Source organism: Sulfurimonas sp. HSL3-2 (assembly GCF_039645965.1).
Classification (GTDB): domain Bacteria; phylum Campylobacterota; class Campylobacteria; order Campylobacterales; family Sulfurimonadaceae; genus Hydrocurvibacter; species Hydrocurvibacter mobilis.
In genome coordinates this window covers 1-21,680 of record NZ_CP147917.1, presented here as the reverse complement: position 1 = coordinate 21,680, position 21,680 = coordinate 1, and the positions used below count along the sequence as shown (strand labels likewise).

Genomic DNA, 21,680 nt, shown 5'->3' with positions numbered 1-21,680 from the left:
ATGAACCAAGCATTTTATACAGGGATCATCGGCCTTCAAAGTCAGCAGGCCGGTATCGATGTCACATCAAACAACCTTGCAAATATTGACACATATGGTTTTAAAAGCAATGGTATAGAGTTTAAATCTCTATTTGAAAATGCTCTTTCAACAGGTTCCGGCGGTTCTCCCGTTAACTCTACCGTGGGTCTCGGTTCAACACTTCAGGCTACTCCGACACTTATGCATGCAGGCTCTTTAATGTTAACTGACAGCAGCACGGATCTGGCTATCGAAGGTGACGGCTGGTTCGGTGTTCAAGGAAACGGGCAGGTTATGTACACAAGAGCTGGGAACTTCGGATTCGATGCTTCAAGAGACTTGGTAAATGCTGACGGTCAGTATGTCTTAGGCACACTTTCAAATAACTTTGACGCTAACAATGTACTAACATCAAAAAATACAACTACTACTATGGGCAACGTAGATACACAAACAAGTATAAAACTGCCGGAGAGTTTGACATACCCTGCAGAACCGACAACACTGACATCTTTTAAAGGTAATCTCGGTCAACTGGACGAGGTAAGAAAGATGGGCGCGAAGATGGTCGATGCAAACGGCAACAAGAATGTCCTTGATCTGACGTTTACAAAAACCGTACCGCAGCCTGCCGTAGGTTCATCATGGGATGTCGTAGCTACTGCAAGCTCTCCTGCTACTCTTTCAACGCCAAGCACACTTTATGACACACAAACAGGTGTTCTTACTTTTGACTCTACAGGTGCTCTTGTCAGCTCGACGCTTAACAGCATAAACAACAACGGTACAACAGTCAACATTGACCTTGGAACCGGCTATAACGGGATCGTTTCAAATACTAACACCGTGACCGCATCAAGCCAATCAAATGGTCTGGAAGCAGGTGAGCTGGTCGGATACGATATCAATCATAACGCCGAGGTGATCGCTACATTTACAAACGGCCGCCAAGTATCTATGGCTAAGATCGGAGTTTTTCATTTTCAAAATGATCAGGGTCTGAGCCAGATAGACGGTTCACGTTTTCTAGAGAGTCAAAACAGCGGTAAACCGATCTTTTTTCAAGATGCGAACGGAAACAATATCCTTGGAGCGAGCGTTATAAACAACAAACTTGAAAGTTCAAATGTAAGTACGGAAGTAGGATTGACTGAACTCATTATCTTCCAACGTGCTTACGATGCGAATGCAAAGCTTGTAACGACAGGTGATCAGATGATTCAAAAAGCATTACAGATGCATAGATAACATTTGATACAAACAAATGGAACGTAAATTGCTTTGTAACCTCTACTTAATAGCAGAAAGGATTTAAAATGTTAAAATCATTATATTCTGGTGTATCAGGACTTCAATCGCATCAAATAGCGATGGATGTCGAATCTAATAATATAGCAAACGTCAATACTGTAGGTTTTAAGTATTCACGTGCGAACTTCTCAAACCTTCTAGCACAGGTAAATCAGATAGCGACTGCCCCTCAAGGTGATCTTGGCGGTAAAAATGCTACTCAAGTCGGTCTTGGTACTACTATTAGTTCCATGACACGTATCCACTCACAGGGTTCTGTGCAAAATACCGATAAAAATACCGACGTTGCCATTCAGGGTGACGGATTCTTTATCGTCAGCGGCGATGCAGGAAAAACTCTGCAGTACACTCGTTCTGGTGACTTTAAATTCGATGCTGCAGGTAACTTCGTAGATAACAACGGATTTGTTATTCAAGGTTGGTTACGTGATGAGACAACAGGTAAAGTCGATTCGACTGCACCTATCACATCTATCAGTATCCCGCCTGGACTTACGACTCCGGCAAAAGCAAGTACACAGATCACGCTAAAAGCAAACCTAAACTCGGGTGATACCGTACAAAGCTTCAGTGCTATTGACGGACTTGATGCGTTTTCATCAGCAATTGACTTAAACCGTGACGGAATACTTGATCAAAGTGATTCTCTTGCGACGCCTCAAGCAGCATATGACAACCTGCCGTATGCTGACGGCGATGCAAATGTTCTAACGAATCCTGATCGCATCAACGAGAATACTCCGACGCATATCTTTACGGACAGCAACGGTAAGATAATCGAGCGCGGCGAGAACATGGGTATCATGACAAACGAAAGCGGTGAAAGCTTCTTACTACAAAGCGGTTCTGTACCTGGTCAGGGACAAGGTGAATGGGTAGGCTTTAGAACTGCATCCGTAACATCGACAAATGCAACAGCAGCAGGTGCTATAGCTCTTGCAGCGGGAGATATCGTAGTCAACGGAATATCCGTTCCTGCCATCACAACGGGAGCTGCAAATACAGCTGAGCAAAATGCAATAGCAATAGCTGCAGCTATCAATACTCTAAAATCGACTACGGGAGTAACAGCAATAGCCGTTGATACGGGTGGTGGTACAAAAGACCATATCCAGCTGGTAAACGACAATACGAACACATCTAAAAACGTCAATGTCACTATTGCCGGTGCCGGTGCTGCTTCAGGACTGACAAGTGCTGATGACGATACTCCGATGAAACAGTACAGATATACTGACGGTTCTGTAAACCCGGTTGGCTGGGATACAACGGCAAGTACGTACTATTTTACGACGAGTGAAGACCTTCGTGAAGGTATGCAGCAGCTTGTACGTAACAACCTACCTCTTGGCGGTGCAGTTACTGATGCTACAAATAATGCAGACCTTTTAGCAGATACAAATCATATTACAGCAGCGGGTACGGGTCCAACCGTCACTGTTGACAGTTCTGGAAAATTTCAGATACATAATCCTGATACAGGCGGTACGAACTATGATCTAAACGTGCTTGTAACAAGCATCATAGATGCAAATACGACCGAAAACGTGAAATTTAACCAAACGATTCAATCTATAAGCGGAGCACTTCCGGCAGGAAGTCTGGGAACTCGTTCATCTCAAAGTTTTAACGTTCCGACGCATTCGTCTAGTATAGATGTATTTGATTCACTTGGTTCAAAACATACGGTAAAAATAGACTTTAGAAAATCGGAGTTCAATCCGACGACGGGAAGTACTTGGAAAGTTATGATCACGGTTCCTGAACCGGGTGTCATTAACGTTGCCGGCGGAGCTACTGGTATCCCGACTAATATTGTCGAAGGTACTGTAAGTTTTACAGCGGGCGGTGCACTTTCTACGTTTACACCACCGAGTATAGACTTTACGGCAAACAACGGTTCTACTCCTAACCAAAGTATCAATCTTGCAGTCGGTACGGCAAACTCATTTGACGGACTTACAAGTTTTGACAGTAAATCTGCGACATCGGGTATCAGTCAAGACGGTTACACAGGCGGGGATCTAGTCGGTATCCGTATCGATCAAAGCGGTACGCTTGTCGGATCATTCAGTAACGGTAGAAGTTTTGGTCTTGCACAGATCGCTATGGCGAAATTTGCGAACAACGAGGGTCTTGCATCAGAGGGTGGAAACGTTTACTCACAATCTGCAAACTCGGGTGACCCGATTATCGGTACGGCAGCAAACGGCGGACGCGGATTTATCCAAAGTTCTGCGCTTGAAGCATCAAACGTCGACCTTTCACGTGCACTGACTCAGCTTATCATCATCCAAAGAGGTTTCCAGGCAAACGGTAAAACGATCACGACTTCGGATCAGCTTCTTCAGACTCTTATCGGTCTAAAACAATAACATTCAATATAGGCTTTAAAGCCTATATTCTCCCATATAACTCATTATAAAGCTTTATCGCATATCTGTCGCTCATAGAAGCGATATAATCAGCCACGACTCTATGTTTTTTTCTTACATGTAAGAGTTCTTTATAGTAGTTTGGAAGCATATTTTCATCCTCCATCAAAGCACTGTACAGACCCTTTATCGCCTGTTTACCGGCATACATCTTTCTTGTGATGTCCTTACTCTGGTATAGCTTTTGAAAAAGCAGTTTTTTAAGCTTTTTGATCTGCGTTTCAAGCTCTTTATCAAACCCTATTGGAATGCTCTCTTTTGCGTCTATTGTAGCGCTTAATACTACTGTATTATCGACCTTATCTCTAGAGTAGTCCAAAAGAGAGTAGACGAGGTGATTAATAAGGTGTGAGCTGAAACGGTATCTAAACATCTCGTCGTTTTGCTTATCTATCCCTTCATCATGAACTTTTTTGAGTATCAAAGAGACCAGTTCACTCTCTTTTAGGTCATCAAATGTAATAAGTCCCGAGTTTATGCCGTCATCTATATCATGGCTTATATATGCTATCTCATCGGCACGGTCGACGACCATCGCCTCTATTGAAGGGTGGGTGGAGAGATTGAACTGTTCATCGATTATGGCAGGGAGGAAGGCTTTTTTATATGGATATGAATGTTTCAATATCCCTTCAAGTGTTGCAAAAGAGAGATTTAATCCGTCAAAAGCCTTATATCTTTTCTCAAGCGAACTAACGACTCTAAAGCTTTGAAAGTTATGCTCAAAACCGTTTGTATATCCATCTTTTTTCAAACAGATATCAAGTGTATCGCCGCCGATGTGGCCAAAAGGAGTATGACCTAAGTCATGTGCGAGGGCGATAGACTCTGCAAGTGCTTCCACAAGTCCCAGATTGTTTGATATCGAACGGGCGATCTGCGAGACCTCTATGGAGTGAGTAAGACGAGTACGAAAAAAGTCTCCCTCATGGTTTAAAAAGACCTGTGTCTTATACTCCAGTTTTCTAAAACTGCCCGAATGGATGATCCGGTCACGGTCTCTTGAAAAAGGCGAACGAAAGTCATTATCTACACCGAAAAAACGCTCGTCTGCTCTCATCACTTATCTTCAGAAGGTGCAAATTTTATGATCTCGCTGTCATCATGTTTCGGCTTGACAGTAGATGCTTTTTCAGCCTCTTTTTCATTGTAGTTTCTACACTCTTGCGGCACGACTTGGTTTGGATCAGTACGTATCTGGTCACACATCGCGGCATTGACTGTAAAAGAACATCCGCTAAATGCAAACGGCAGTAAAAACATGCCTATATAATAAAGTTTACGCATCTGATTTTCCTTTTTTGATTATCAAGTCTAAATATTTTTTCGGTGTAACTCTCATCATCTCTTGTGCCAGCCACTTGATCTGGAAGTATGCAGCACCGCTGTCTCTAAGCGTAAAGTAGTTTTTGAGGCTTCTTAGGTTAAACGTCACCACCATATCCACTTTGACATTATCTGTTATGATATGCTTGAAAGCATCTCCCACATTACGTTTCTTTTTCCCTTCCTGAAGCGCATTAAAAAGTGCTTGCGAATCACCTTTATGCATATCTAAAAGAGGAAGTGAGCTCTTTGCAACGGCAATGGAGTAAAAATCTTCCACCATTTTCAGCTGATAAGAAAGTTTGTCGAACATCCCGCCTATCTCTATGCGGTTATATGCTTCATCACAAGTCACGAACATATCAAAAGCAAGGACTTTTTGTGTAAAGAACTCCTTGGCATCCGCATCTTCAAGCGATGCTACAAACGCATTTATAACAGAGCTCATAGTGTATCTCGTACTTCTTACCGAGATCGCCTGTATACGGTGGCGTGCGTGTTCTTGAAGTACCCCGCGGCTTGTCCCGCGGACGAGGTAGCTGAGATTTGCATGTTCTAAGATAGAGTGGTGAAAATATGTCCAAGCAAGATCATCTAACAAAGAGGACTCTTCAATCGAGTTTATATCACAGCACATAGTCTCATCGGGTAAAGTGTGTTCAATGCACTTTATGACCTCGTTCTCGCTGTTTTCAAACGAGTCGTAGCAAGTTCTTGCCGCTGCTTCCGCAACGCCTATGCCCGTATCTTGTAAAAGGACTACTTCCGGCTTAGAGTATTCGATTCCATACATATTTTCCATAAATACACCCTATCTTCAATTATCTGTATTTTACTATAAAAAGCTGTTTTTATCTACCCTGTTCTAGTACTTTTGTACACCGTCCAAGATAGGCACGAAGTCACACTCTTCAAGCTCCTCTTTTGCTATTGAGGCGCCTCTTTTTGTAAAACGGGTGATCACCTGTTTATTTCCTTTTTGAAGCGGTGCGACCAGCACTCCGCCCTCAGCAAGCTGATCAAACAGTTTCTGCGGTATCTCTTTTGCAGTAGCCGAGAAGAGTATCCTGTCATAAGGTGCGTACTGTATCCATCCGTTTTGCCCGTCATCAGTCCTTGTATGGACATTGTTTATGCCTAACGTCCTAAAACGCTGTTTTGCCTCTATCATCAACGATTCGATACGTTCTATCGTAAACACTCCGCGAAAAAGATGTGAAAGAACAGCAGCCTGATATCCGCTTCCGCAACCGACCTCCAAGACTCTGTCGGCTCCCTGCGGTTTAAGATACTCAGTCATCTTCGCGACAGTTAAGGGGGAACTTATCCACTGTGCCGAGCCCATAGGAAGAGCGTCGAGTTTATATGCATTATGTGTAAATCCGCGGGGAACAAAAGCCTCACGGTTTGTTTTTGAGATGGCTTCATACACCTCTTTTGAGATAGAGAACTTTTTTTCTATCTCCTGCGCCAAACGCGCTGTTTTCATCGCTGTTATATTATCCAATACCTACATCCAAATACCGGCGCATCGTCTGCACCTCTTTTTTATCATATAGAGCTGTTAAGCAAGCTCTATTCTCATTTCGCTCATCTTTACCAAAAGGCGTGATGATTCCGCTTAGTTGCGTACACTCATCGTTAGCACTGTCACTTGCTACGACATAACACTGGTTGATGATCGCCAAACTTTGTGTTATGACTTTAAAATGCTCAGAACGGAGTGCTCCCCACCAAGAGGGAGTCACAATGATATCCGCACCCTCCAGCTTTTTCCATAACTCTTTAAAACGGAGTTCAAAACAGATCAAAACACCGAGTTTTAAACCTTCTACTTCGATTATCTTTACATCCTCATCGCTTGATTCCGTAAAGTAGTTATGTTCGCCGCCAAAACGAAAAAGACGGGCTTTTCCTCTCTCATGTACGACTTTACCGTTATGAAAGATCTTTGCCGTGTTATAGATCTTATCCTCTTTTTTTTCTATGATAGTCAAAACGACTATCCGTTTTATTGAAACTTTTTTTATCTCATCTATAGCATGCGGGGCAAACGCTGTGACCTGATCAAAGTTGTCATAATCAAATCCTGTCAGGCACACTTCCGGTGCAACGACCAAAGCATCTTCTGGAGTCTCTTTTATAAGGTTTAAAAGCGTAGTGAGATTTTCTTCATAGTCCGAAGTCGTTTTAAAAGAGAGTGAACATAAAGGACGCATCAGCGCGTCCATACATGTAAAGGTCTAGAAATCATCAAAATTCAAACTTCCTTTTGAGTAGTTTGTCACTGTTCCCTCAAAGAAATTTGTTTTTTGATCATTGAACTTAGCAAAGTCATCGACCCATTTAATAGGGTTTGACACATTATATATCTTCTCAAATCCGACAGAAGTCAAACGCTCATCGGCTAAGAATTTTATGTACTGATCGACTATCTCGTTTGTAAGACCGAGTATCTGCCCTTGAGTAATATACTGCCCCCAGTTGCTTTCAAGTTCAACAGCCTTTTTAAACATATCTATAACGTCAGCTTTTAATTTCTCTGTGAAAAGATACGGTTTATCTCGGCGAAGAGTGTTGATAAGGTTTTTAAACAGTACAAGGTGAGTCACTTCATCACGCTGAATAAAACGAATCATCTGCGCTGAACCAAGCATCTTCCCAGAACGTGCCAGAGTGTAGATGTATGTAAACCCACTGTAAAAATAGATCCCTTCTAGGATCTGATTCGCAAAACATGCTTTTAAGAAGTTTGTCTCACTAGGATCTTTTGATAGCTGCTCATATACAGCAGCGATCGCATCATTTTTATGTTTTAGCATCATATCTTTACGCCAAAGATCATATATCTCATCCGAGTTTTGTGAGATCGAGTCGACCATAACGGCGTAACTTTGAGAGTGAAGTGCCTCTTCGAATGACTGGCGGACCAAGATAAGATTGACCTCGGGAGCAGTCACATACGGATTTATATTGTCGATGATGTTGTTTGTCTGGAGTGAATCCATAAAAATAAGCTGGGAGAGAGCTTTATCATAAGCAGTTTTTTCCGAGTCTGTAAGATTTTTATAATCATTGGCATCGCGAGTAAGATCGACCTCTTTAGGGAACCAGGTGTTATTTAACATAACTTCCCACAGGTTATAAGCCCACTGATATTTGATGTTATTTAACTCGAAGATCCCCGTAGGATTCCCGCCAAATATCTGACGCTCATTAACATGTTCTTTTGACTCTGGATTATATATCTTTTTTCTGTTAAGCATTTTTTCTCCCCCTATGTAGTATGTGATTATAGTACCAATCACATTAAGAAAAGTTTATTACATAGAGAGAAAAACTATTTATTTTTTAAGGTTATTTTGAGAGCTTCCAATTCCCCTCGATCAACCTCAGTTTTGTCGGTCTTCCATCGATCATCGCTATCTTAGTATCTTTCTCTTCACCATCTTTTATCACGATGTTTTCGCAGTTGATAGTCAGCATTTTCTGCTTTATGACAGCCATCTGGTTATCATATATCTTCTTAACGCTTTCGCGCTGCGGTTCCGGAAGAGCATTCATCTGCGCTTCTGCCTCATCTATCCGTTTTTGACTAAGTTCTATCTGTTTTGTAGATTCATCGTCTGTGTAATTTTTGAGTTGATCAAAGTCCATGTTCTTAAGAGCTTCACATACATGTGTCGCCACCTCTTTGGGATCATTTTTACTTGAACTACAACCGCTGATCAATAAAACTGAGACACTGGCAATTAACAATATATATTTTTTCATAACACCACCTTTTGCAATATAATATCATTAAAAGAGAGTAATTAAAAAAAGTAATAGATGATTTGAGTTAGAAAGGGTGTGAAGAGTGTGAAAAACAGTTACATGTAAGAGTTTACATGTAACATTGTTTTTTACTTATTTACGAGCGTGACGTTTACGTTCGTTTTCCGTTAAGTAACGTTTACGGATACGGATATTTAAAGGAGTGACTTCAAGAAGTTCATCATCCTCTATCCACTCTAGTGCGCGCTCTAAGCTGTTGTTACGAGGTGGAACAAGCTTGATCGCCTCATCTGCACCAGATGAACGTACGTTTGACTGCGCTTTTCCTTTAATAGGGTTAACCGCAAGGTCGTTTGAACGAGAGTGCTCACCCACGACCATACCTTCATATACTTTCTCTTGAGGAGAAACGAAAAGTACACCACGGTCTTGAAGGTTAAACAGTGAGTACGCAAGTGCTACACCGTCTTCCATAGAGATAAGTGCACCATACTGACGAGATTCAACAGTACCGCTGAATGGACGGAACTCTAAGAATGAGTGGTTCATGATCCCCTCACCTTTTGTATCTGTCAAGAACTGTCCACGGAATCCGATCAATGAACGAGCAGGGATCTCGAACTCGATACGTTGGAAACCTTCACCCATAGGGATCATAGATTTCATCTCAGCTTTACGTTTTCCAAGACGCTCGATAACCGTACCGCCGAACTCTTCAGGAACGTCGATTACAAGGTGCTCGAATGGCTCACATTTTACGCCTTCGATCTCTCTAACGATAACTTCCGGACGGCTGATACCGAATTCAAAACCTTCACGACGCATATTTTCAGCAAGGACAGTGATCTGTAGTTCACCACGTCCTGAAACTTTAAATTTACCCTCACCGACAACTTCAAATCTCATAGCAACGTTAGTCTGCATCTCAGCTTCTAAACGGTCTTTGATCTTGTTAGATGTAACGTGTTTCCCTTCTGTTCCAGCTAGTGGAGAATCATTTACAGAGAAAACAACGCTAAGTGTCGGTTCTTCGATGTGCATCGGGTCAAGAGGCATAGGGTTGTTAGGATCACAAACACTGTCTCCAACATCAACAGTCTCTAGACCTGCGAATGCAACGATATCGCCCGCTTCCGCTTCTTCGATCTCCATACGGTTAAGACCGTGGAAACCGATAAGTTTTGTGATACGACCTTTAACAAACTCACCGTCCGCTTTTGCAAGAACGATGTTACTGCCTTTTTTGATAGTACCGTTGAAGATACGAGAAATACCGATCTTTCCAACGTAGTTATCATAGTCAAGTGTAAATACCTGTGCTTGAACAGGATTGTCTTTATCACCTTCAGGCTCTGGGATCTGACTAAGGATAGTCTCGAAGATACATTCGAAGTTACCATCTTCATCAGCCATGTCTAGTTTTGCTATACCGTTACGTGCAGCAGCATAGATTACAGGGAAGTCAAGTTGATCTTCTGTTGCATCCATTGCAGCAAAAAGGTCGAACATCTCATCAACAACACGATCAGGCTCAGCTGAAGGTTTGTCGATCTTGTTGATAACGACGATAGGCTTTTTACCAAGTGCAAGCATCTTTTTAACAACGAATTTTGTTTGAGGCATAACACCTTCATACGCGTCAACTAGAACTAAAACACCATCGACCATCTTAAGAACACGCTCGACCTCTCCACCGAAATCGGCGTGGCCCGGAGTATCTATAATGTTGATCTTATAGTCTTTATAGCGAATAGCAGTGTTTTTAGAAAGGATCGTGATCCCTCTTTCTTTTTCAAGTGCATTGCTATCCATTGCTCTTTCATCATGTTGCTCGTGAGCACCGAATGTTCCTGATTGTTCCAATAATCCATCGACTAACGTTGTTTTACCGTGGTCAACGTGCGCGATTACGGCGATATTTCTAATCTTTTGCAAGGTATTTTCCTCGTAGTTCTCTTACATTAACTGTATTAAAGAGATAAATTTTTGGAATTATACCCAAAATATACTGTTATTACTGTTACGAATTCTAAGTATTTAAAATTTCATATGTAATAAGATAGTAATCATTATTTTGATATCATTAATAAAAAGTGATTTTGCAAACATGAAAAATTTAATCGTAATCGTTGAAGACGAAGAAGATATCTTAGAACTGATCGAATATTCCTTGAACAAAGAGGGATTTGAGACTATAGGTTTTTTAAATACAAAAAACGTCAAAGAGCTGCTTGAAGAGGAAAAAGTGGATCTGATCATTATGGACAGAAACCTTCCAGGTGTGGAGGGAAGCGAGTTTATAGCAGGTCTCAGAAAAGATGGAGTACAGACACCGGTCATCTACCTAAGTGCAAAGAACAGTGACGAGAACATCGAAGAGGGCTTTTTAAGCGGCGGCGATGACTATATCACCAAGCCTTTTAACATGAAAGAACTTCTTTTTAGAATAAAAGCCGTTTTAAAAAGGACAAAACCTATCTCTGCATTAAAAGAGATCTCCTACAAAGATATAACGCTTAAACTTGATTCACGCATTGTCTTGGTCGATGATAAGAAGATAGAGCTTACAAAACTGGAGTTCGATCTTCTGCTTACACTCATCCAAAACCAAAACATCGTGCTTGACAGAGATTATCTGCTGGAACATGTATGGGGCAATGACGAGATTTATCAAGACAGAACGGTCAATGTCGCCATTAACCGCTTAAAAGAGAAGATCGATCCGACAAAAGAAAAAGAGTATATTAAAAGTGTCCGCGGTGTCGGATATACGCTGTATTAAAAAGGAAACTGCTTGTTAAAACTTCATAGATATTTTTTATATAATTTTCTTGGGCTGTATATCGCTACACTTCTTGTAACATCGGTCGTAAGCTATTTTGCACTCAAGTCCATTATCCTTGAAAATTCGAAAAAAGAGCTTATTGACATCATAAACATCATAGATCAAAATCTGCCTAACATCCAAAATATAGGACAGTTTATAAAAAATATCCATACCGTATCGGAAAAACGTATAACGATAGTCGATGATAAGGGAAATGTTGTAGCGGAGACGAACTATGACAAACTGAAGATGGAAAACCATCTTAAAAGAGTCGAGATACTGCAGGCAAAAGAGTCGACTTACGGATCATCCATAAGAGAGTCCGCAACACTTCACCACCAGTTCTTATATGTAGCGAAATATATAAAATACAAAGACACCTACAGATACATAAGAGTAGCTCAAAATCTAAATGTCTTAGAAGAGGAGTTTTACAGCATATATATTAAGATAATACTTGTATATGCCGTTTTCATCCTGATTGCACTGTTTATCACGAACAAGATAAGTAAAAGAGTCAACTATGATATCGATCAGATAGCAGTATATTTAAATGAGATATCGAACAAAAACTACAAAGCGATAGTGAAAACAAAGTATTTTCATGAATTTTTACATATCTCGCTGCTGCTCAAAAACCTTGTAAAAAAACTGGCAAACCGCGAAAAGAAAAAAAGAAAGAACGAAGCGAAACTCAGACTTATTAACAAACAGAGAAATGACATTCTCTCGGCGATCTCTCATGAGTTTAAAAACCCTGTCGCTGCCATCATGGGATATACCGAGACTATTCGCGATGATGAAGATATCAATATCCAAATACGCAATAAATTTTTAGACAAGATCCTTTCAAATGCCAAAAAAATATCTACGATGATAGACAGACTGGCTCTCTCCATAAAATTAGAGAACAACGACCTTTCTATAACAGCGACCGAATTTGATATCTATGACATGTGTGTCGATACCGCCAACAACTTAAAAGCAAAATATAAAGAGCGTGATATAGACCTGAACATCGAACACTGTAAGGTATTTGCGGATAAAACGATGATAGAGCTTGTACTGATAAACCTTGTGGATAATGCACTTAAGTACTCTGAAGACAATGTAGAGATAAAGATATCCGACTGCGTGTTGTCGGTAAATGACCATGGTGTAGGTTTTGACAGCTCCGAGATCGACAAGATCACTTCAAAGTTTTACAGAGTAAAGACAAACAGTTGGGATAATTCTATGGGTCTTGGTCTTGCGATCGTCTCGTTTATCCTGAAACTTCATAACACGGAACTTATCATTAAAAGCGAACCAAACGTCGGTTCATCTTTTGGTTTCGATCTAAAACCGTTGGCAAAATGATCAAGGTCCCTGATTTTCTTATCCCTGCCATCGATGCACTGCACAGTAACGGTGCCAGTGCTGTTATCGTCGGCGGTTATATACGAGATACCGTCTTGGGCAAGGAGTCAAAAGATATAGATATAGAGGTCTATAACATCTCCGGTTATGATGCGATGATGGAGATATTAAAACCTTTTGGTTCCCTCAGCCTTGTCGGAAAAAGCTTCGGCGTCTTAAAGCTCTTTTTAGAGGACTACGATATCGACTTCTCCCTCCCGAGACTAGAGACAAAAGTATCTTCCGGTCACAGAGGCTTCGATGTCACACTCGATTCACAGCTTCCATATACCGAAGCAGCAAAACGCAGAGACTTTACGATCAACTCCGTAGGGTACGATACAAAAAGCGGATCTATCTTAGACCCCTATAACGGTCTGCTCGATTTAAAAAACAAAACACTTACCTATGTAAACCAAAAAACATTCATAGAAGACCCGTTAAGAGTGTTTAGAGCCCTGCAGTTTTGTGCAAGGTTTGAGCTTACATGCAGCCTCGAACTTGTAGAACTGTGCCGATATATATCAGATAACGCTCTTATAACGGAACTTGCCAAAGAACGTATTTATGAAGAGCTGTTAAAACTTCTTTTAAAAGCGAAAAAACCCTCTCTGGGCTTTTTGCTTTTTGATAGTTTTCATTTAGACAGATACTACCCGGAGCTTTCACTGACAAATGATACTCTCAGGTTTATCGACAACATGGCAGAGCTTAAGACAAACGATCTTAAAACAGATGTTATCTTGATGCTTAGCGTATTAGTCTTTGATTTTAATTCAGCTCACGAAGTCGAATCTTTTTTACACAAGCTTTTAGATGAAAAGGATATCATCCAAGAGGTTTTAAACCTTTATATCCATAAAAACCATTTAGAACGGCTCTCCTCTGACGTTATAACAGACTATGAGGTCAATATCTTAAGTACGAAGGTCAATATAAAGAACCTTTTACTGATACATGAGGCGAGAGAAGTAAGATATGATGAGATCAAAGAGAGGGCTATTGTCTTAGATGTCCTTACATGTAAGCCAAAGCCGCTTATTTTAGGACGTGATCTGATCGCTTTAGGGTTAGAGCCTTCACCGATCTTTTCAGATATATTGAATGCGCTTTACGATGCGCAGTTACGAGAGCACTTCTTAACATACGACGATGCAAAACTGTGGCTCAAAGAGTACCTTAAAGAGTTCAACCTTTATTGATCACCGACAGTTTGTTCAAATAGTTTAGGATCTGTTCTATAAACGAAAGAGAGTGTTCTGCCGCTTTTGCCAGTTTATGCATATAGACCTGTTTGTTTCTGAGATCATAATCATCTATCAGGTCTTTATACATCCTCATAAATTTTTCTATAAGCTCGACAGCTTCCACAGACACCTCTTTACTTTTCGCCGCAGTAATCACTGTATCGAAAGCTTTTTTCAGCTTTGTGTCATTGTCGTCTTTTTCCAAAAATCTTTTTTTTGTGTTCTCATCTTGAGAAGTCAGTTTTTTTAAAACCTCTATAACAGTGTTTTCATCTACTTTAAATCTTGTCACTTGTCCAAGAAGTAAAGAGCGTAGCTCTGTCAGTCCGGCTTTCGCTATATACTCGGCAAGCTGTTTAGTGTCATTTTTAGAAATAAACTCTTTCTCTTTTCCAAGTAATTTTTTAAGCATGCCGACCTCTTTTTATATATCTGTTTACAGCTCCACTTTAGAACTGTCTATCTCGATTACCGTATGAACATTTCCTCTAGGGTTATAATCGGCAATAACTTTAAGATATTTCGGTTTTAGTTTTGTTTGTAAAAGTTCATATATCTCATTTGCACCGTTCTCATGTGAAATATATCTGTTTCTAAACGAGTTGATATACAGCTTTATAGCTTTTAACTCTATGACCCAGTCATTTGGTGTATATTCGAGATATATCGTCGCGTAGTCCGGGTATCCGCTTCTTGGACACAGACAGCTGAACTCCGGAAGTGTCATCTTAATAAGATAATCACGTTTATGCTCATTAGGCCATATCTCTATATCTTTTTCTATATCAAATTCTGTTACTATTTTTTCACCGTATTTCATTATCTCTCCTTCAAATTATCTAGGTATTTACCCTGTATTATATCGATACCGATCTCTTGTGCTATTTCATATGTCTCTTCATCCTCTACCATCTTGATCCAAGACCTTGAGTTTAAAGAGTTTACGCTCTCATGCAGACCTTTTAGTACCTTCTTATATCTTTCTGATTTCAAATTTTTTGTATATCTGGAGTCAAATCTAACCATGTCGACTTCTATTTCCCTAAAATACAGAGAACTTGAATGATACTCGCCAAACCTGTCGATAGCTATAGATATACCCATTCTTCTTAGACTCTGTATCGTTTGACTATAACGTGTTATATTGTTATAGTAATCTATCTCCGACAGTAAAAAAACTACTCTATTTTTTATTGCCGGATAGGAATCCATCAAACTTTTCATGTATGATAAAAAATGTGCTTCTCTAACCGTAGTCGGGGATATACTGAATGAACAGATGTTATCATCCAAAGATATCTTTTTTGCCACTTCATCCAAAAGCATAAGATCATACTCTTTAGCCAGTCCCAGCCTGTTTACAACAGGGATAAAGACCTTTTGATGGACAACTTTATCTTTTATCATAAGTTTAGCTGAGAGGTCGTCAAGAAAAATATTTCCGTTTTTATCGTAGACACTTTGACTATATATTTTAAAACTGCTGTTTCTTATAGCATCTATTATAGACATCTCAAGATCGTTAGGATCTATCATGTCTTCATCTTTTATGATCTCTTTTGAAGATTTTTTCAAACTCTGTTGTTCGAAAAGATAATCTATCATATAATCTAAATTTTTTGAAAAATTATTATCTATTATCGAACCGACTATCTGTACCTCGATATTGTTTATAAGAAAACTTGAAAATTTCAGACACATCAGGTCCATAACAGACAGATATTCATCTTTACTTTCCTCTAGCCCTATTAAAAAATCTCCGCCTTTTATGTGACCTAACGGAAAGTTATATATCCCTTTGGAATATAAAAACTTTGTTATCTCTCTAACGGTACGTTTTAGTACTATATCCCCGTTTTTTATTCCGTAAGTCTCATTTATCGAATGAAGGTTTTCTATTGAGACCAACATAACTGTATAGTTCTCTTTTAAGATCTCTTTTTTTAAGTACTTATACATATATTCACGTGTAAACGTATTTGTTATCGGATCTGTTATACGTTCATCAAATCCTCTATATATCATGTATAAAAAGAAATATATCATGATCGCAAGTATAAGTGTTGCGCCAATATAAAAAGATGATGTTATGTCTTTAGCAGGTTGATTTAAAAAAATAAAAATAGACAAAAGCCCTAGAAAAAAGATAGGAAGGCCCATTCTCAGGGCTAGTTTAAATCTATTTTCCCTCTCTTTTTTTTCAGGTAATATCATAACGTATGTTATTACACGTCTAGATGCTTAACATCTTTAGCGTGTGTCTCAATATAGTTACGGCGCGGTTCTACTTCATCGCCCATAAATAGTGTAAATGTATCAGAAGCCAGTTCGGCATCTTCGATCGCCACACGTAAAAGAACTCTATTTTCAGGAGTCATAGTCGTTTCCCATAACTGTTCAGGGTTCATCTCACCTAGACCTTTATAACGTTGGATATATGAACCTTTTTTAGCGAAATCTTTTACCTCTTCTAAGATCTTAATCAGATCGCCTTCAAGTTTAAGATCCCACTCTTTGATCTTTTGGTAGATGTAGTTTGCTTCATTAAAGTGAGGAGCTGTAAACAGATCATCATTAATAACTAACTCTTCCATACCGCCTTGTGTCTGAACAAAGATATGTATCTGCTCATCTGAAACAGTATATGTCAGTAAGTTATTGTTATTTGCTTCTAAGAATGCTTTTACTTTTTCGAACATCTCTTTATAAGGCACTCCGATAATATCCGGGTTCTCAATAAAATAACGGATAAGATCGATCAGAGCATATCTGCGCTCAAGAGCATCTAAAGATGTCTTATAGTGATCGACCATCTTAAAGAATGAGATAAGGTCGTTTTGACCGATCCCTTCTACCGGATAAGATTCGACACCGTTTTCGATCAGGAAGTCGTTCATATGTCTGTCATCTTTAAAGTAGATCTCTTTTTTTCCTTTTTTGTATCTGTAAAGAGGTGGCTGTGCAAGATACAGATAGCCGTTTTCTACAATATGACGGAAATGACGGAAGAAGAACGTAAGCAATAGTGTCTGGATATGTGAACCGTCGACGTCCGCATCGGTCATGATAATGATCTTGTGATAACGAAGTTTTTCTTCATTGTACTCATCACCAATACCGCATCCTAAAGCTGTGATCATATTTGTGATCTCTTCAGATTTTAATATCTTGTCTAGTCTTGCTTTTTCAACGTTAAGGATCTTACCTTTAAGTGGCAATATCGCTTGGAAAACACGATCACGCCCCTGTTTTGCAGAACCGCCCGCAGAATCCCCTTCCACCAGGTAAAGTTCAGATATTGTAGCATCTTTACTTTGACAATCTGCAAGTTTACCGGGAAGTGTTCCGACACTCATAGAATCTTTTCTACGAGTAAGATCACGTGCTTTTTTAGCAGCTTCACGACCCTTCGCAGCTAAAAGAGATTTTTGGACTATCGCTTTTGCTTCGATAGGATTTTCTTCAAAGTATTTACTCAGTTTTTCGTATGTCGCTTTTTGAACTAACGGTCTTACATAAGTATTTCCGAGTTTCCCTTTCGTCTGACCTTCGAACTGAGGTTCAGGAACACGAGCAGAGACAATAGCGATAAGTCCCTCAGAAGCATCTTCACCGCTTATTTTTACATCTTTCTCTTTTGCGTTTCCATTTTTTGTGTTGTAGTTAGAGATAACACGTGTAAGTGCAGCACGGAAACCAGCTTCGTGTGTTCCACCGTTTGGAGTACGAATATTGTTTACGAAACTGTAAACTTTTTCATCATAAGTATCATTGTACATAAATGCGATATCTACTTCGATATCTTCTATTTTTTCATTGAACTCATATACTGATGCGACTTTTTCTTTTTTGTTTAAGTCTTCAACGAATTGAGTGATACCGCCTTCAAAGTGGTACTCCTCTTTTCTATCGTCTCTTTCATCAATGAAAATAATTTTTATTTTTGGGTTTAGATAAGCAAGCTCTTTAAAACGACGTGCAAGATAGTCATATTCAAAAGTTATTGTTTCAGTAAAGATCGTAGAATCCGGAAAAAACTCTATCGTCGTTCCGTGTTTACGAGTTGTTCCGATAACTTCTAACTCTTTTTGAGGTATACCTGATTTAAATTCTTGATAGTGTGTTTGACCGTCTCTATGGATAGTCATCTTCAGATCTGCAGAAAGTGCATTTACAACAGAGACACCGACCCCGTGTAGACCACCAGAGACTTTATATGTGTCTTTATCGAACTTTCCACCGGCATGCAGAACCGTTAAAACGACAGTTGCTGCAGACATTCCCTCAGTAGGGTGCATTCCTGTAGGAATACCACGCCCGTTATCAGATATTCTAGCAGTACCTGCTTTTGTCAGCTCTACCGTGATCGTATCACAGTATCCTGCCATCGCCTCATCTATCGAGTTATCGATTACCTCATATACTAAATGGTGAAGTCCACGATGACCTGTGTCACCGATGTACATACCAGGACGTTTTCTTACAGCTTCTAGTCCTTTTAAAACTTTAATGTTACCTGCACCGTAATTTTGTTCCATATCTGCTCCAAAGAGTATAAATTGTTTTTATTTTATCTAAAAATTGTTAAGAAGTTTATTTTTTATGACAAGTTGTAATAAAAGAGTCTCAATAAAGACTCTTTTGTGAAGATTTATATAACTATCGGCATGACAATTGTTTTAAAGTTTTCATCTGTTAAAACAAAAGGAAGGTTTGAGTCGTTTAATCCTATAGTAAATTCTTGATTATCTATCTGTGCAAGGAAGTCTAGAATATATCTGCTGTTGACTGCTAACATAAACGGCTCATCAAATCCTGTTGTATGAGTTATTTCAGTTTTTGCTTCGATATTGTCATTGCTTAGACTTTCGAAAATGATTTTGTCATTATGAAGAGTTATCTTCATATCGTTTGAGATCGTAGTGATCTGTTTTATAGAATCGATAATGATAGATTTAGGAAGTACGATAGTTTTAGATATCTCTTTTGGAATGATTCTAGAATAATCAGGAAATTTTCCGTTTATAAGTTTTGTATAGAACGTGTACTGATCAGAGTGAATGATCAGGTAAGTATTATCGTAATAGATCTCAATATTATCAAAAAATAGTTTTTGGATCTCAATGATAGCTTTTTTAGGGATAATGATTGAAAGTATATTTTGTGTAGAGTTTTCGATGTTAACGAGTGCTAAACGTCTAGTGTCAGTTGATACAAATGCGATGCTGTCATTTTTGATATCGATTAATGCACCGTTTAGTTCGAACTTAGGATTGTTCGAATCTATTGCAGGTGTGATCTTTTTAAGTGATTCAATCAGAGTATGTGAATCTATCGATATCTTCGGTTTACCCTCATAGTTTGGAAATAGTGGAAATTCATTAGATAAGAATGTAGGCAATTTAAAATTTGAACTAGCTTGAGAGATATGAAGAATATCGTTTTTAGTTTCTAATGTGACATCAGAGTCTTTTAGTATTCTGATAATATCAAGAAGCTTTTTACCGTTAGCAGTTACTTCACCGTCTTCAATAGAGTTTACTTGATCGACAGTTACATGTAGACCTATCTCATAGTCTGTAGCTTTTAGTGTTAATACAGAGTTTTGAACTTTTATATAAACATGAGATGTTATCTGTGATGTATCTTTTTTTTCAAGAAACGGTTGAGAAGAGATAAGTATATTTTCTAGTATAGATTTAGCTATTGTAATTTTCATCTAATTTTCCTATTTATTTTTTAAATTTTTAGTACGTAGTAGTAGGTGGTTGTGAGTATGTGAATAAATCAACAACAACCCAATACACAGCAACATATCTATGTGAATTCACATACAGGTATCTTTCACATCTTTTCACTATGCAAATTATATCTTTTTTTTCAGTAAGCTTACAAATAAAATCTTTTCAATTACGAAGTTGACTTTATTTTATTGTTTAACTCCTCGATTTTTGTTCTAAAATCCTCATCGTTTTTTATAAGCTCGTTGATCTTTTTCATAGTATGAGATATGGCCGTATGGTCTTTCATACCAAAGTATTGAGCAAGTTGAGGCATAGAGTTTGTAGTCAGGTCACGACACAGGTAAATAGCGATGCGTCTTGCATAGACGATATTTCTAGATCTGCTTTTTGATTTGATCTCACTTGGTTTCACGTTTAACTCTTTTGCAACAATATCCATAATAAGATCGATCGTGATGTTTGCACGGTTTTCACGCTGCTGCTCTTTTAGTACGTTTTTCGCAAACTCGATGTTGATATCGATATTCATCAGTTTTGCATAGGCGTGAAGTTTTGAGAGGATCCCTTCTATCTCACGCGCGTTGTTTTCGATGATCGTCGCGATATAGTTTATGACATCGTTGTTGAGTTTGATACGGTTGATCTCACATTTTTTCTTGATGATGTTGATCTTCGTCTCTAATTCCGGCGGCTGGATATCTGCGATAAGTCCCCATTCAAAACGGCTTTTAAGTCTCTCTTCAAGGCCTCCTATCTGTTTTGGATGTTTATCGGATGTGATAATGATCTGCTTCTTATCGTTTTTAAGCGCTTCGAATGTATGGAAGAACTCCTCTTGAAGAGAGTCTTTGTTGCTTAAGAACTGGATATCGTCTATGAGCAGGACATCACAGTTTCTATATTTATCTTTGAATCTGTCCATATTTCCGTTTCTAAGATGGCGGAGGAAGTCGTTTAGGAACTGCTCTACGGATGTATAGATAACGTTTTTGCCTTGGTTTTGTAACACGTTTCCGACAGCCTGCATAAGGTGGGTCTTCCCGATCCCTACACCGCCGTAGATAAAAAGAGGGTTGTAGATATCTCCTGGTTTTTCACTTACGCTTTTTGCTGCCGCATATGCAAACTGGTTGGAGCCGCCAACGACGAAGTTGTCAAAGGTATGTGAAGGGTTAAGTAAAGAGTGTTTGATCTTCTCTTTGTCCACGACGTTTTTTGCCGCTTTGACAGATACATCGGCTTTGGACTTAAGTGTTATGACGACATTCACTTTATTTGAACTGTATACTTCAAAAAGATGGGAGATCTTTTCAGAAAATTTCGTTTTTATATAGTTTGCTATCAAAGTGTTCGGTGCATAATAGATCGCATTATCGCTGCTTGATTTTTTTTCATCGAATGAGAGCTGCTTAATATATCTGTTATATTCGATTTCAGGTATCTCTTCTTTGAGTTTAGAAAGGACTTTTTCGCCGATATTCATAAATTGCCTTATGTGAATGATGTGTGAATTAACTATGTGAATAATATCATCAATCACTATAGAAGTACATTAAACAGGTAGCAAAATCTATGTGAATAATGTTTTTCACAT

General features: G+C 39.0%; 19 protein-coding genes. 5 read left to right on the top strand and 14 right to left on the bottom strand.

Translation table 11 applies throughout. The features are described 5' to 3' along the window. Positions 1-1,269: a flagellar hook-basal body complex protein gene (locus WCX87_RS00095; RefSeq protein ID WP_345980013.1), complete on the top strand. Its 1,269-nt coding sequence runs from the start codon at positions 1-3 to the stop codon at positions 1,267-1,269. 68 nt (positions 1,270-1,337) lie between these two features. Further along, positions 1,338-3,707 (top strand): flagellar hook protein FlgE, encoded by a 2,370-nt coding sequence (gene flgE / locus WCX87_RS00090; protein WP_345980012.1) that lies wholly within the window; start codon positions 1,338-1,340, stop codon positions 3,705-3,707. A 22-nt stretch (positions 3,708-3,729) separates the two neighbouring features. Here the strand turns inward: flgE and WCX87_RS00085 are convergent, their stop codons facing one another. The 8 genes from WCX87_RS00085 to typA form a co-directional block, all read right to left on the bottom strand. Continuing rightward, on the bottom strand, positions 3,730-4,827 hold the full coding sequence (locus WCX87_RS00085; protein WP_345980011.1) for a deoxyguanosinetriphosphate triphosphohydrolase: 1,098 nt from the start codon (positions 4,825-4,827) through the stop codon (positions 3,730-3,732). Continuing rightward, positions 4,827-5,054 carry a hypothetical protein gene (locus tag WCX87_RS00080; RefSeq protein WP_345980010.1) on the bottom strand — a complete coding sequence of 76 codons (228 nt, stop codon included), beginning with the start codon at positions 5,052-5,054 and terminating at the stop codon, positions 4,827-4,829. Before WCX87_RS00080 ends, WCX87_RS00085 begins: the two co-directional genes overlap by 1 nt. Next, a complete protein-coding gene (locus WCX87_RS00075) occupies positions 5,047-5,895 on the bottom strand; it encodes an FAD-dependent thymidylate synthase (RefSeq protein ID WP_345980009.1) in 849 nt (282 codons plus the stop codon). The genes WCX87_RS00080 and WCX87_RS00075 overlap by 8 nt, the downstream gene beginning before the upstream one ends. 63 nt (positions 5,896-5,958) lie before the next feature. Continuing rightward, on the bottom strand, positions 5,959-6,600 hold the full coding sequence (locus WCX87_RS00070) for a protein-L-isoaspartate(D-aspartate) O-methyltransferase (protein ID WP_345980008.1): 642 nt from the start codon (positions 6,598-6,600) through the stop codon (positions 5,959-5,961). After that, entirely contained in the window at positions 6,593-7,312 is a 720-nt protein-coding gene (locus tag WCX87_RS00065; protein WP_345980007.1) for a carbon-nitrogen hydrolase family protein, read from the bottom strand. Before WCX87_RS00065 ends, WCX87_RS00070 begins: the two co-directional genes overlap by 8 nt. 24 nt (positions 7,313-7,336) lie before the next feature. Then, entirely contained in the window at positions 7,337-8,359 is a 1,023-nt protein-coding gene (locus WCX87_RS00060; RefSeq protein ID WP_345980006.1) for a ribonucleotide-diphosphate reductase subunit beta, read from the bottom strand. Positions 8,360-8,450: 91 nt separating this feature from the next. Beyond that, positions 8,451-8,867: a hypothetical protein gene (locus WCX87_RS00055; RefSeq protein ID WP_345980005.1), complete on the bottom strand. Its 417-nt coding sequence runs from the start codon at positions 8,865-8,867 to the stop codon at positions 8,451-8,453. 135 nt (positions 8,868-9,002) lie between these two features. Continuing rightward, positions 9,003-10,805 (bottom strand): translational GTPase TypA, encoded by a 1,803-nt coding sequence (gene typA / locus WCX87_RS00050; RefSeq protein ID WP_345980004.1) that lies wholly within the window; start codon positions 10,803-10,805, stop codon positions 9,003-9,005. Between the two features lie 172 nt (positions 10,806-10,977). Here typA and WCX87_RS00045 point away from each other — a divergent pair, with 172 nt between their 5' ends. The 3 genes from WCX87_RS00045 to WCX87_RS00035 are packed head-to-tail and all read left to right on the top strand — an operon-like array spanning position 10,978 to position 14,297. Next, the gene (locus WCX87_RS00045) at positions 10,978-11,652 is read left to right on the top strand and encodes a response regulator transcription factor (RefSeq protein ID WP_345980003.1); all 675 of its coding nucleotides are present in this window, start codon (positions 10,978-10,980) and stop codon (positions 11,650-11,652) included. A gap of 12 nt (positions 11,653-11,664) precedes the next feature. Continuing rightward, positions 11,665-13,056 (top strand): HAMP domain-containing sensor histidine kinase, encoded by a 1,392-nt coding sequence (locus WCX87_RS00040; protein WP_345980002.1) that lies wholly within the window; start codon positions 11,665-11,667, stop codon positions 13,054-13,056. After that, on the top strand, positions 13,053-14,297 hold the full coding sequence (locus WCX87_RS00035) for a CCA tRNA nucleotidyltransferase (protein ID WP_345980001.1): 1,245 nt from the start codon (positions 13,053-13,055) through the stop codon (positions 14,295-14,297). The genes WCX87_RS00040 and WCX87_RS00035 overlap by 4 nt, the downstream gene beginning before the upstream one ends. Here the strand turns inward: WCX87_RS00035 and WCX87_RS00030 are convergent. The 6 genes from WCX87_RS00030 to dnaA all read right to left on the bottom strand — a co-directional run bounded on the left by WCX87_RS00030 (position 14,284) and on the right by dnaA (position 21,569). Then, positions 14,284-14,754 carry a hypothetical protein gene (locus tag WCX87_RS00030; protein WP_345980000.1) on the bottom strand — a complete coding sequence of 157 codons (471 nt, stop codon included), beginning with the start codon at positions 14,752-14,754 and terminating at the stop codon, positions 14,284-14,286. The genes WCX87_RS00035 and WCX87_RS00030 overlap by 14 nt on opposite strands. Before the next feature lie 24 nt (positions 14,755-14,778). Next, positions 14,779-15,162: a preQ(1) synthase gene (gene queF, locus WCX87_RS00025; RefSeq protein ID WP_345979999.1), complete on the bottom strand. Its 384-nt coding sequence runs from the start codon at positions 15,160-15,162 to the stop codon at positions 14,779-14,781. Further along, complete coding sequence (locus WCX87_RS00020; protein ID WP_345979998.1) at positions 15,162-16,556, bottom strand: GGDEF domain-containing protein; 1,395 nt, start codon at positions 16,554-16,556, stop codon at positions 15,162-15,164. The genes queF and WCX87_RS00020 overlap by 1 nt, the downstream gene beginning before the upstream one ends. 11 nt (positions 16,557-16,567) lie before the next feature. Continuing rightward, complete coding sequence (gene gyrB / locus WCX87_RS00015) at positions 16,568-18,880, bottom strand: DNA topoisomerase (ATP-hydrolyzing) subunit B (RefSeq protein ID WP_345979997.1); 2,313 nt, start codon at positions 18,878-18,880, stop codon at positions 16,568-16,570. A gap of 113 nt (positions 18,881-18,993) precedes the next feature. Continuing rightward, positions 18,994-20,061 carry a DNA polymerase III subunit beta gene (gene dnaN / locus WCX87_RS00010; RefSeq protein WP_345979996.1) on the bottom strand — a complete coding sequence of 356 codons (1,068 nt, stop codon included), beginning with the start codon at positions 20,059-20,061 and terminating at the stop codon, positions 18,994-18,996. 191 nt (positions 20,062-20,252) lie between these two features. After that, entirely contained in the window at positions 20,253-21,569 is a 1,317-nt protein-coding gene (dnaA, locus tag WCX87_RS00005; protein WP_345979995.1) for a chromosomal replication initiator protein DnaA, read from the bottom strand. Positions 21,570-21,680 lie beyond the last annotated feature (111 nt).